This window comes from uncultured Sphingomonas sp. (assembly GCF_964021865.1).
In the GTDB taxonomy this organism is placed as follows: domain Bacteria; phylum Pseudomonadota; class Alphaproteobacteria; order Sphingomonadales; family Sphingomonadaceae; genus Sphingomonas.
Genome location: NZ_CAXIAM010000076.1, coordinates 1 through 12,631, shown reverse-complemented (window position 1 = coordinate 12,631; position 12,631 = coordinate 1). Strand labels below are relative to the sequence as shown.

Genomic DNA, 12,631 nt, shown 5'->3' with positions numbered 1-12,631 from the left:
TCACCGCCACGACCAGGATATACCAGGCGTAGAGCGGCATCAGGTTCAGCCGCATTCCCGGCGGCCGGCATTTCAGCACGCCGACGATCAGCTCGACCGCCGCGGCTACCGACGACACCTCGATGAAGCTGAGCCCCAGCATCCAGATGTCCGCGCCCAGCCCCGACAGGTCGGTGCGGGTGGTGAACGGCGGGTACATGAACCACCCGCCATCGGGCGCGACGTTGAAGAAGATCGAGCCGGTGACGAACACCCCGCCGATCAGGAAACTCCAGTATCCGAACGCCGACAGCCGCGGAAACGGCAGGTCGCGCGCGCCCAGCAATTGCGGCAGCAGGATGATCGAGACCGCCTCGAACATCGGCACCGCGAACAGGAACATCATCATCGACCCGTGCAGCGTGAACAGCTGGTTGAAGGTCGCAGGGCTGACGAGGTCGTTGTCGGGAACGGCAAGCTGCGCGCGCATGATCATCGCCAGCACGCCGGCGAACAGCATGAAGCCGAACGCGGTCAGCGTGTACCAGATGCCGACGCGATTGTTGTTGGTGTCGGTCCAGCGCAGGAACAGCCCCTGCGGCGGCTTCCACACCGCGCGCAGCCGTTCTTCCTGCGCGGCACGCAATGCCTGATCGTCCTGCGCATGGAGGCTCATTTCAACTGCTCCAGCCAGCGCGCGATCGTCGCGGCATCGTCGTTCGTCATCTGCGGATAGGCGGGCATCCGCGCACCCGGCTTCACCGTCGGCGCCTCGCGGATGAAGCGCACCAGATGGGCATGGGTCAGCTTCTGCATCCCCGCGCCCAACGACGCGCGCGCGCCGAGATGCGTCAGGTTCGGCCCGATCGTCCCGCCGGACACACCCGCGACCGTATGGCAGCCACCGCAGCCATTCGCCGCGAACAGCCGCGCGCCCTCACCGCCGACCGGCGCGGACGTGCGGCGCGCCGCCAGCCATGCGTCGAACGCGGCCGGCTCCATCGCCACCACGTCGAACGCCATCAGCGCATGACTCAATCCGCAGAATTCGGCGCATTGCCCGCGGAACCGCCCGGCGCGCGTGGCGTGAACGACCAGCTTGTTCGTCCGCCCCGGCACCATGTCGAGCTTGCCCGCCAGCCCCGGCACCCAGAAACTGTGCAGCACGTCGCCCGCTTCGAGCAGCAGCTCGACGTTGCGCCCGACCGGCACGCGCAGCTCGTTCGAATCATCGATCGCGGCCTGACCTGCCGGCTGGTAGCGGATCCGCCACCAGAATTGCTCGCCCGTGACAGTGATGCGCAGGTCGTCGGGCTTGACGGCGATCGGCCGCATCGCCGGCAACGTCGCGATCAGCAAGGTCAGCAGCACCACGGTCGGCACCACACCGCCGGCCCACAGCACCAGCCGCATGCCCTGCTGATGCGTCAGCGCGCCTTCGCGGCTCCGCTGCGCCGCGAACATTAGCCCGCCAAGCGCCGCCGCGATCACCACCGCGCCCAGCACCATCCAGCCGGTCAGCCCGGCAAGCCATGCGGCCTCACTGCCGAACGTCGTAAATGCGGATTGTCGCCCCGAACCGAAAATCGTCGCCCCCTTGCCCTATCCTACATTAAGTGCCGGGCGGTTGCTTTGTTCCTGCCTGGACGGTGACGTTATGTTGCTGCCGTCCCCGTCATTCCCGACCACGCGTCATTCCCGCCTCCCCGTCATTCCCGCCTCCCCGTCATTCCCGCGAAGGCGGGAATCCAGACGCGCAGGTCTTCGTGATGACCGAAACGTCCGAGGTTCTGGATTTCCGCCTCCGCGGGCATGACGAAGGGGGCGGGATGACCACACACCAGCGGGATCGCATCCCCCGCCCCGCCGTTACCGCCTCCGATGAGCAACCGAACCGATCACCCGTGGTGGGAACGCGGCACCGTCTATCAGATCTATCCGCGCTCCTTTCAGGACAGCGACGGCGACGGCGTCGGCGATCTCGCCGGGATCGAGCGGCGGCTCGACCATGTCGCCGCGCTCGGCGTCGACGCGATCTGGCTGTCGCCGATCTTCCCGTCGCCGATGGCCGACTTCGGCTATGACGTCGCCGATTACTGCGGGATCGAGCCGTTGTTCGGCGATCTCGCCGCCTTCGATCGGCTGCTGACCGCGATCCATGCGCGCGGACTGAAGCTGCTGCTGGATTTCGTGCCCAATCATAGCTCGGACCAGCATCCGTGGTTCGTTGAAAGCCGCGCCAGCCGAGACAGCGCGAAACGCGACTGGTACATCTGGCGCGATCCGGCCCCTGACGGCGGTCCGCCGAACAACTGGATCAGCGATTTCGGCGGCTCGGCGTGGGAATATGACCCACCCAGCGGCCAATATTACCTCCACGCCTTCCTCAGACAGCAACCCGACCTTAACTGGCGCAACCCCGCGCTGAAGGCGGCGATGCTCGATGCGATGCGCTTCTGGTTCGACCGCGGCGTCGACGGGTTCCGCATCGACGTGCTGTGGCACATCGTGAAGGCGGAGGGCTTCCCCGACAATCCGCCCAACCCCTATTGGCGTCCCGGCATCACCGAGCGCGACCGGCTGATCCAGCAACATTCGACCGACCAGCCCGAGGCGCATGCGATCGCCGCCGAGATGCGCGCGCTTGCCGACAGCTATGGAGACCGCGTGCTGATCGGCGAGATCTTCCTCCCCAACGATCGGCACGCGCGCTGGTACGGCACGCCAGAGCGCCCGCAAGTCCATCTGCCGTTCAACTTTCAGCTCATCGAAAACGCGTGGGACGCTACGACGCTGCGCGACATGATCGCCGCCTATGAGGCGAGCCTCCCGCCGCACGGCTGGCCCAATTGGGTGATCGGCAGCCACGATGCCCCGCGGATCGCCGCCCGCATCGGCGAAGCGCAGGCGCGGGTCGCGGCGATGCTGCTCCTCACGCTACGCGGCACGCCGACGCTCTATCAGGGCGACGAACTCGGCATCGGTCAGGTCGACATTCCCCCCGACCGTGTTCGCGATCCGCAGGAGCTTCGCCAGCCCGGCATCGGGATCGGGCGCGACCGCTCGCGCACGCCGATGCCGTGGGACCCCTCGCCGTTCGCGGGCTTCTCGACCGTCGAGCCGTGGATGCCGCTCAACCCCGATTGGTCGACGCGCAACGTCGCCGCGCAGGAACGGGACGCGGGCTCGATGCTGACGCTCTACCGCCGCCTGCTCGCGCTGCGGCGCGCGCATCCGGCGCTGGCCGTGGGCGACTTCCGATTGCTAGACGCGCCCGACGGCGTGCTGGTTTACGAGCGCCGCCACGGCGACGAGCGGTTGCGGATCGCGCTCAATCTCACCGACTCTCCAAAACCGCTCCCGTTCGCGCCCGAGGTGTTGCTTTCGACACGCGATGCTGCCCCCGACGGGGTACTTCGCGCCAACGAGGGGGTTATTTTCCGCTGATCTTTGGCCCCCGTCGCTCACACCCCCGCGCGGAACGGCGTGAAATCGGTCCCCCGATCGTACACGTCCAGCCCCTCGGCCCTCTTCAACGCGCCGACTACCCAGTAGGTCAGCGGGGTCAACAGCACCTCCCACCCCACCTTCAGCGCCCATTGCGTGAACAGCACCACCACCACCAGATGCGCCGTCCACCCCTCCGCGCCCCAGAAAGCCAGCGGATAAAAGATCAGGCTATCAACGCCTTGCCCCGCGATCGTCGACCCGATCGTCCGCATCCACAGGTGCCGTCCCGCGGTCAAAACCTTCATCCGCGCGAGCACATAGGAATTGACGAACTCACCGGCCCAGAACGCGCACATGCTCGCGAACACGATCCGCGGAACCTGCCCGAATACAATCTCATACGCCGCCTGGTTGCGCCAATCGGGCGCCGGCGGCAGCGCGACGACCACCCACGCCATGCCCGCCATGAACAGGGTCGCGGCGAATCCGACCCAGATCACCCGCCGCGCCCGCGCATAGCCATAGACTTCGGTCAGCACGTCGCCGATGATGTAACTGATCGGAAAGAACAATATGCCTGCGCCGAACGGCCAGTCCCCGATCCCCGGCAAGCGCACCTGCGCCACCTTGCCCGCGCCCAGGACATTGGAAAGCAACAGGATTGCGACGAACGCCGCCATGACGATATCGTAATAGCGCAGCCGTCCGGGCTCGACCCGGTCCGCCGCGATCGGGAATATGGGCGTCGCTTCGGTCATGGTCGGATCATGCCCCCCATTCCTTCGCGCGACAATCCGCGCTAGGCGCATCGGCGGGCGCCCGTAGCTCAGTTGGATAGAGCAAGGAGCTTCTACCTCCTTGGTCGGGGGTTCGAATCCCTCCGGGCGCGCCAATCAATTGCACGGTCGCAATTTGCGTGCGCCTTTGAGGCACAACAACGCGCCGGACGACGTTCATACGGCCGCTCGCTATCGCTTAAAAGCCGTCTAATCAGAGGTGGGGAACGCAATCGTCCCAACCCGAATCACCTCAGCGTCAAAACTGACGCGTGGTGATGACCTCACGCGGACTGCCTCGCGTTTGGCTGTCGGCGCCAAAGGGGCCAGGCGCCAGGAGGAAGGCCCTTGAGCAGAAATCGCGGCTGATTGACTCGGCACTGGCACAACCTGATTGTGGGATTTAGCCAGGCTTTGATGGGACTACTATCTGGGGGCTTTGGGCACTTATTCAAAGCAGGGGCAAGATCGTCGACGTAGCGAGACCTTGACGAAGGCCGGTGATCGACGATCATGCCGTCATGTCGCACCTTCCAGACCTCCGCACATTGGCCCGAGCGCAAAGCCCCTCGGCGCAATTGGTAGCGGAAACGGTTAAACTGCAGGCGACACAATATGGGCTGCGAGGGGCATGCCCTTTCCACCCGGATGCGACCCGCGGCCTCTACATTCACAATCGGCGACTCCACTGTTTTTCGGGCGGTGCTAATGGCGATGCGATCGACTGGTGTATGCGGCTCCACGGAGTGGACGAGGCGGCCGCGACAGCACATTTCGCGCGAGGCGTTCCGGGCGACAGCATCGATGAACATGGCAAAAAGCCTTGCTGACCGGACAGGATGACCGGTCAGCAAGGCTTGAGATGACGGAACGATATCCTTGGTGTGCCACCTAGCGCGTCAACGCTTCGGCGCCGGCTGGCACAAGCATCGCCTAGGTCTGCGATGAACTGGACGCTACGACCTGCCCAAGCAGCTGCTGCGTCAATGCGCCACCGCCGCGGCCATAGGCCATGCGCCCCCAGGCATCCCAATGATCGATCCTCGCCGCGATCCAGGCGAACAGGTCGTCCCGCACGATCTGGTCATCGAACGCCAGGGACCAGGTCACCCGCCTGACCGGCATTCTGGCGGGACTTCCGCTCGCCATAGAGGTCAGGGTGATCGCATGCGACTGCCCCACCGTTTCGCGCGCGAAGACGTGACGCCGCAACCCGACCGCGCGCTCGAAATCCTGCAGCGCCTGCTCCTGGTCCCGAGCGGACGGATCGTGCGATGCCGCGACCACCGCCGCCATGACGTCCGCGATAGGCAGATCCTCCCACTCCGGGGCGCGGGTCGTCATCAGCATCATGAGGACCGACCGACCCTTGGGACTCAGATCGTCCGTCAACCCGCGCCGCAGAAGACCGACGGTATCGAGCCAGCACATGTAGAAAGTTGAGAAGATGAGGTTGCCGCGGAAGAGATCGAACCGCCGCTCGCTATCACCACGATCCGCCATATCGAAGGACAGAAGAACCCGGAGCAGGAACTCGAGCTGCTCCCGTGCGGCATGCGTGTCGGGGAAGCCCAGCTCGCCCCGCCAGGAGGCGTCCCGCACTGCCTTCCACTTGCGGCGATCCTCGTCCTCGGAATGAGAGCCGTTGGCCCGCAGCCACCAGCCCCACGGCAGTTCGCCCAGCCGGTGTCGCCCCCGCGCCGTCGCCATCATCCGACCCTCGGCTCGATGCCGATGGGCGGGAGCGGCGGCCCGTTGCGGGCCGGAACCGGGCGGCCGTCACGGATCGCGGCGAGCTGCGCCGCGAGATTGCGGATCTCTCGCCCGACATATCCGTCGTCGCGGTATCTGACCTCGATCCCGGAGCCCATGAGGCTCTGGCGATCACCCACGCGGCTCGGCACGACGTCGTAGATGCGGTTGCAGTCGAAGCCGAACCACCACTGTCCCTGGCCGGCTCGATGATCGGTTGCATGCTGCAGCGGCACCTCGCCAACAACGACGTGGCAGATACGGCGGTATTCGGTGATCAGGCGTCGGCGCGGATTGGGCATGTTCTACACGGCAAGCTGCACGCGCCAGGGACACAGAAAGGCCGACCTGCTGCACCTTGGCCGCGACATGCAAATCTTCATCGCTGCCGACGTCGAATCCTTTGCCCATTCTTCCGCACCCGTTCTCGCCTGAGGCAAGACCGGCCACCGCGTGGTCGGCGAGATCGCCGAAGCGCATCTTGATACGAGGGCGCGGAGCGCAGTGAAGCGAACCCTCGGGACCTAGACGATGGCCAAGGCGTCCAACTGGCCCGCCCATCATCCCGGTGCAGCCGATAGACCCTCCTGTGGTTCACCAGCCAACTCTCCCTGCGCAGCAGGGTGTAGATCCTGAATTAGCCATACCGCGTCCGCATCGCCGCCAGATCACGGATGCGCAGCATGAGCGGCGCCTGGTCCGGCCGATGCGACACGTAGCGCACTGACGACCGGTCAATGCCCAGCGCCAGGCAGCTGCGTCGCTCGCTGACACCATGGAACGCCTGAACGTGCGCGACGACGAGCTCGCGCCTTCGTCCAGGTGTCAGGGCTTTTTTGCCGGGACGTCCTGCAGGATATGCTTGTCCAGGCTCAGTTCCGCGACCAGCTGCTTGAGCGTGCGGCTCTCCTCCTCGGGCAGCTTTAGCCGCTGCAGCTCGCCGACACCCAATCCGCCATACACCTTCTTCCACCGGTAGAACGTCTGCTCCGAAATCCCCATCCGGCGGATCACCTCCGCCACCGCCGTGCCCGCCTGGCCAAAAAACTCTCACTCAACATGCATGAAGAAATAGAGAGGACGTCAGGATCGGTTTATCGTCAACACGATCCACCAGATGCCGGACTAAACACCTAGAATCGAACGCGGATGCCAGCGGTCACGCGTCGGCCATTGTCGACCACTCCGCGCAACAGGCCCACTACGGTGTCGTTGTAGATCTTCGCGTTCGTGGCATTGGTCACGTCGGCATTCAGCGTCACCATCTTGTTGATGTCGTAGCTCGCCGAAATGTCGAGCTGCCCGTATGATCGCTGGTAGTCGCCGTCGCCGAACGTGCTGATCGGATCGTTCACGAAGCCGTTGCGATAATTGTACGACGCGCGGATGCCGAAGCCGGCCTTTTCGTAATAGCCGGCGATATTGTAGCTGCGGGTGGAGGCGCCGGAGATCGGAATGGCGGGCTGGCCCTGCGTCACCACCACGTCGCCGAGATCGAGATAGGTGAAGTTGCCGAGCACGCCGAGGCCGTCGAGTGCGCCGGGCAAGAAGGTGAACGGCACCTGCGCGCCCAGCTCGAAGCCCTTGATCTTGCTGCCCGCGCCGTTGCGCGGCTGACGCAGCAGGAACACCTGCTGGCGGCTACCGCCTTCCTCGAGCTGGACGGTCTGCGTCACCGAGCTGGCCGTGTTGACGATGAAGTTCTTGACGTCCTTGTAGAACACCGCCGCCGACAGCAGCCCCGAGCTCGCGAAATAATATTCCAGCGACAGGTCGATCTGGTTCGACACGTAGGGCCGCAGGTTCGGATTGCGCGCGCTGATCGTGCTGGTGTTCGCATCGACGCTGAGCGTCGGTGAGAGCAGCCCGATGTCGGGGCGCGTCAGCGTCCGCGCCACTGCGCCGCGCACCTTCAGCTGCGGGGTGAGATCGAACGAGAGATTGGCGCTCGGCAGCCACTCGGCATAGCTGTTGTCGATCGAAACCGGTGTGGTGCCCTGCACGACGGTGATGATCCCGCCGCGCCGCACGAGCAGCGTCGACAGGTCCGCGGCATTGCCGTCCGAGGTCTGGTCGGTGCGGACGTAGCGCAGCCCGATATTGCCGTTAAAGCGTTCGTTGAGCGCGCGGATGTCGATTTGTCCGTAGGCCGCATAGGATCGCTCGGTGACCTGAAAGTCATTGGCGAGCTGCGTCTGCGGCGGTGCCAGCGACAGCAACTGCGATAGCGGGAGACGTTCGAAGAACGCGTCGAGGTTGGGCGCGAGATAGGTGCCGAGCGACGACTGGACGAACTTCGAGTAATCGACCTGCGACAGGATCGGCGCCGCCGAGGTGCTGCCGCCCTCGATGGTCGGGTTATAGGCCTGCCCCAGCGCGGTCGCGAATTGCTGCGAGGTCAGGTTGAAGGTGCGCGAGCTGAACTCGCTCTTGCGGTTGGCGAACATCGCGCCGGCCTTGAGCACCAGCGCGGCGTCGGCGAGATCGAGGTCGCGGGCGATGTCGAGCCGGCCGTCGTAATTGCGGTCGATGCTCGGCGCACGATAGGTGCCGCCGACCGCGAGCAGGTTGAAGGTCGACGGATCGAGCGGATCGTAGCCGCGATTGAAGGTGACGGTTGGCTCGCGGCCGAGATCGCCGCCGGTGTCATAACCGACTCGCGCCCGCGAGTTGATCGCAAAGCCGTAATTGGTCGAGGTGCGGCGCGCCTTGGAAAACGTGAATTCGGTCGACACCTTCAGCCGGTCGACAGTCCAGATCCCGCCGATTGCACCGCTGAACAATTCATCGTGCGTGTCGATCGGGCGGGTGTCGGCACGGTGATCGACTCCGTTGGCGTCGAACGCGGTCAGATAGCCGTCCGCCACTGTGCTGCCGACGACGCCCGCACCCGGACCCTGAATGTTGGTGAAGCGGACCTAATGTTCGTTGTAGATCGAATAATCCTTGAAGTCCGAAAAGAAGCCGTCGGCATAGAAGTTGAGCGTGTCGGTCGGCTTGAACTGCAATCCGCCGATCATCGTGGCGCGTTCAAACTTGCCGTCCTGCGCGACGAGATTGGTGGTGTGGATGAAGCGGTACTGATCGGCGAAGTCGCCATCGAGATTATAGTCGAGCGGCGGGGTGCGCCGCGCCTCGACGCCATTTTCGGCACCGTAGCCGAGATAGCCCGCCGACAGCACGCGACGCTTCTCGTAATTGAACCCGAAGCTGGCGCCGAACCGATCGCTGATGACCTTGTTGACGAACAGCGAGGCGTGCGGCGTAACTCGGTTCGGGTTTTCTTCGTAGATGCCCTCGGCGGTGATCGCGACCACGTCGCGCCCGGCATCGAGCGGGCGCGCGACGCGGACGTTGACCGAGCCGGCGAGTCCGCCCTCGACCTGTTCGGCGCTCGGCGACTTGATGACCTCGACCGCGCTGACGAAATCCGACGACAGCGAGGTGAACGAAAAGCTGCGCCCGCCACCAGGGGTCGCGATCTGGCGACCGTTGTACTGCGTCTGTGTGAAGTTCGGGCCGAGCCCGCGCAAGGCGACGCGCGAGCCCTCGCCCTTGTTGCGCGTGATCTGAACGCCGGTGACGCGCTGGAGCGATTCGGCCAGATTCTGATCGGGGAAACGCCCGATATCCTCCGACGAGATCGCGTCGACGATGCCGATGTTGTTGCGCTTCAGGGCGGTGGCGTCCGCAAGGCTGCGGCGGATGCCGGTGACGACCACCTCTTCGCCGCGGGCCGCGGCGTCGATCGCGTCGTTCTGCGTCGCCGGGCTGGCGGCGGGTACGGTCTGCGCGACAGCGGTGGAGGCGATGGTGATCGCCAGCAGCGATACGGCGCCTGCCAGGAAACGAGTCGTCATGTCTTCTCTCCCCTTAGATACCGCCCGTCGTTGGTGACGGGTCGGCGGTGATGCGTCCGCGCTTAAGCGGCGCCGATGGTCAGTGTGATGCGGTCCCCCGCGCGTGCGCGCAGCCGCAGCCCGGCCGGCTCGGCGCGCAGCGCGACCGCGGTGCCGCCGCGCGTCGCGGCGCGGACCCGGCGTCCGGCGGGCAGGCGCACGAGCATCTCGCCGGCGGAGACGAACGCCAGTTCGGCCTGTTCGAGCGCACCCGCCCGCCAGCGTTGGTCGACGGTGACGCCGCCGCGCGCGCGCAAACCCCGGACGCTGCCGTCGCGCCACGCCAGCGGCAGTGCCGGGAGGAGCGCGATCGCGCCGTCGTGGCTCTGCACCAGCATCTCCGCGATCGCGGCGGTGATCCCGAAGTTGCCGTCGATCTGGAAGATCGGTCCCTTGTCCGAGGGATGGGTGTCGAAGAGATTGTCGAGCGTGCTCGATTTAAAGAACGCGTCGATCGAGCGTCCCGCGCGCGCGGCATCGCCCATTCGCGCCCAGATGCACGTGGCCCAGGCACGGCTCCAGCCCGTCTGCGCGCCGCCATTGTCCTCGCGCCGCTGCATCGACGTCGCCACCGCCCGGGCCCATTCGGGGGTGCGTCGGGGCGTGAATTCGTCGCCTGGATACAGTGGATAGAGGTGCGAGATGTGACGATGACCGGGCTCGGCCTCCGCGAACTCCTTGGACCATTCCAGCAATTGCCCGTGGCTGCCGACCCGGTACGGTTCCAACTGGTCGACCAACCCGCGCAGCTTTGCCGCGAACGCCGCGTCGACCTTCAGCAGCGCGGCGGCGGCGATGCAATTGGCGAACAGCTCGCGGGTCAGCGCAAGGTCCATCGTGCAGCCGACGCTGATCGACGCCTTCTTGCCGTCGGGCACGAGGAACTCATTTTCCGGCGAAATCGACGGCGTGGTGGTCAGCCGGCCGTCGGCGGGGTTGGCGACCAGCCACGCCGCGCAGAATTCCGCGCAGCTGCGCATCAGCGGCCACGCCCGGTCGCGCAGGAGAACCAGGTCGCCCCCGAACGCATAATGCTGCCACAGGTGCTGCATCAGCCACGGGCCGCCCATCGGCCAGTTCGCCCACACCGGGGTCGCATCGCCTTCCCCGACCGGGTTGGCCATCGCCCAGACGTCGCTGTTGTGGTGCAGGCACCAGCCGGGCATCCCGTAGTAGCCGCGCGCGACGCCCGCGCCGCGCACCGCGACGTGATCGAGCCAGTCGAACAGCGCGGTGTGGCAATCGGCGAGGTTGGCGACCTCCGCCGGCCAATAGTTCATCTCGGTGTTGATGTTGGTGGTGTGGTTGCTGCTCCACGGCGGGCGCACCTCGGCATTCCAGATGCCCTGCAGGTTCGCGGGCTGCGTGCCGGGGCGCGAGCTGGCGATCAGCAGGTAGCGGCCGAAGTGGAAGAGCAGCGCTGCCAGCCCGGGATCGCTCTTGCGCTCGTTGCCGGCGCGGCGGCGGGGCGTGCTGCCGGATGCGCCCGCCAGCGTGAGTTCGGCGCGGCGGTAGAGCCGCTGGTGATCGGCAACATGCGCGGCACGAAGGGCGGCGTGACCGGTGTTCCGCGCGGCCTCCAACGCCGCCGCCGCCTTGGCTTTGATCGCGGCGATCGGCAGGTCGGGCGCCTGATCGAAGCGGCGGAAGCCAGTGGCGGCCGCGATGCGGATCTCGACGCTGCGTGCGCCGCGCACCGCGATTGTCGCGCCGGACGCGGTCGCGCTGCCGCCGTCGGTAACGACATCCGCGATGGCGGCGAACATCATCCCCTTCCCCGCGGCATCGTCGTAGCGGATCGGCTCCGCGACCTTCTGATAATTGGGTGCGGCATAGGCGGGGGCCTTGCCGTGCAGCACGATCCGATTCTCCGTAGCGCGGGTTGTGCCGCGCAGCAGCGTGGCCAGCGACACGTCGGCATTGATCGCGCCGCCTTGGGCGGTGAGCCGCACCACGGCCAGCTGGGCAGGATGCGACACGAACACCTCGCGCGTGAATCGCGTCTGTCCCGCGACATAGGAGACGCCGGCCACCGCCTCGTCGAGGTCGAGCGTGCGGCGGTAGTCGCGGACCGCACCGCCGTCGTTAAGCGCGATCGTCAGGTCCCCAAGCGGGGCGTAGCTGTTTGAATATGGTCCCTGCATCCGCTTGGCGCGGTCATCGGCCGCGTGGTAGTCGCCCGCGAAGGTCGCCGCGCGCACGCCGGGCAAGGCCGTGCGCGCATCGGGGTTGCCGTCGGTGCCGGGATAGCCAGACCACAGCGTGTCCTCGTTCAGCGACACGATCTCGCGATCGATGCCGCCGCGCACCATCGCGCCGAGCCGGCCATTGCCGACCGGCAGTCCGTCGACCCAGCGTTCGCCAGGGGCATCGAACCACAGGCGATGCGCATCGTCGGAAGCGTTCGACAGCGCACGAAGCGGAAGTGCCGCCAGCCCTCCGCCGGCCGCCGCAACAGCACCGGCCCCAAGCACGTCGCGCCTGCCAAGCTCGGTCGACATCCTCGCCTCCATTTGTTTATATGAAAACTATCTGCCGTATATGACAATTTGGCAAGGGGCATTGATAGATAGGGGTGAAATTAGAGTGGAGGCCCAATGAACCCCTCAGCGCTCCTTGAATCCATCCATGTCGTCTTGACCGCGCCTTCGCTTCGCCATCGTGGCAGCGAAGGGCTCGATGATCGCGCTGAACTCGACGATGCTGTGCGAAAGCCACACGTGTCAATCGGCGTCCAAAAGGAACCCCCTATCGGCGTGCAAAAGGGACCCCCTT

General features: G+C 65.9%; 10 protein-coding genes, 1 tRNA gene and 1 pseudogene. 3 read left to right on the top strand and 9 right to left on the bottom strand.

The genetic code is table 11. The features are described from left to right. Nucleotides 1–655 (bottom strand): cbb3-type cytochrome c oxidase subunit I (locus AADI75_RS15005; RefSeq protein ID WP_341209811.1); only part of this gene is annotated, 655 nt, incomplete at its 3' end. Continuing rightward, on the bottom strand, nt 652–1,488 hold the full coding sequence (coxB, locus tag AADI75_RS15000) for a cytochrome c oxidase subunit II (protein ID WP_341209810.1): 837 nt from the start codon (nt 1,486–1,488) through the stop codon (nt 652–654). The genes AADI75_RS15005 and coxB, both read right to left, overlap by 4 nt. A 372-nt stretch (nt 1,489–1,860) precedes the next feature. On the opposite strand from coxB, the gene AADI75_RS14995 reads away from it, so the two are divergent. Continuing rightward, entirely contained in the window at nt 1,861–3,426 is a 1,566-nt protein-coding gene (locus AADI75_RS14995) for an alpha-amylase family glycosyl hydrolase (protein ID WP_341209809.1), read from the top strand. A gap of 17 nt (nt 3,427–3,443) precedes the next feature. On the opposite strand, the gene AADI75_RS14990 is transcribed toward AADI75_RS14995, so the two are convergent. Then, a complete protein-coding gene (locus AADI75_RS14990) occupies nt 3,444–4,187 on the bottom strand; it encodes a queuosine precursor transporter (protein WP_341209808.1) in 744 nt (247 codons plus the stop codon). 57 nt (nt 4,188–4,244) lie between these two features. On the opposite strand from AADI75_RS14990, the gene AADI75_RS14985 reads away from it, so the two are divergent. After that, nucleotides 4,245–4,321 (top strand) — tRNA-Arg (locus AADI75_RS14985). A gap of 817 nt (nt 4,322–5,138) precedes the next feature. Here AADI75_RS14985 and AADI75_RS14980 read toward each other — a convergent pair. Both AADI75_RS14980 and AADI75_RS14975 read right to left on the bottom strand, forming a co-directional pair. After that, a complete protein-coding gene (locus tag AADI75_RS14980; protein ID WP_341209807.1) occupies nt 5,139–5,918 on the bottom strand; it encodes a hypothetical protein in 780 nt (259 codons plus the stop codon). Then, on the bottom strand, nt 5,915–6,259 hold the full coding sequence (locus tag AADI75_RS14975) for a hypothetical protein (protein WP_341209806.1): 345 nt from the start codon (nt 6,257–6,259) through the stop codon (nt 5,915–5,917). Before AADI75_RS14975 ends, AADI75_RS14980 begins: the two co-directional genes overlap by 4 nt. Between AADI75_RS14975 and AADI75_RS14970 the strand changes: the two genes are divergently transcribed. Then, entirely contained in the window at nt 6,258–6,392 is a 135-nt protein-coding gene (locus AADI75_RS14970; protein WP_341209805.1) for a hypothetical protein, read from the top strand. The two genes, AADI75_RS14975 and AADI75_RS14970, sit on opposite strands and share 2 nt — an antisense overlap. A 121-nt stretch (nt 6,393–6,513) precedes the next feature. Here the strand turns inward: AADI75_RS14970 and AADI75_RS14965 are convergent. The 4 genes and pseudogenes from AADI75_RS14965 to AADI75_RS14950 all read right to left on the bottom strand — a co-directional run. After that, a pseudogene (locus AADI75_RS14965) lies at nt 6,514–6,989 on the bottom strand (transposase); the annotation flags it as partial. A 101-nt stretch (nt 6,990–7,090) separates the two neighbouring features. Then, entirely contained in the window at nt 7,091–8,824 is a 1,734-nt protein-coding gene (locus tag AADI75_RS14960) for a TonB-dependent receptor (RefSeq protein ID WP_341209804.1), read from the bottom strand. Nucleotides 8,825–8,875: 51 nt separating this feature from the next. Beyond that, nucleotides 8,876–9,817 carry a TonB-dependent receptor plug domain-containing protein gene (locus AADI75_RS14955; protein ID WP_341209803.1) on the bottom strand — a complete coding sequence of 314 codons (942 nt, stop codon included), beginning with the start codon at nt 9,815–9,817 and terminating at the stop codon, nt 8,876–8,878. 62 nt (nt 9,818–9,879) lie between these two features. Further along, nucleotides 9,880–12,357, bottom strand: coding sequence for a glycoside hydrolase family 95 protein (locus AADI75_RS14950; RefSeq protein WP_341209802.1), 2,478 nt, complete (start codon nt 12,355–12,357; stop codon nt 9,880–9,882). Between the last annotated feature and the right edge of the window lie 274 nt (nt 12,358–12,631).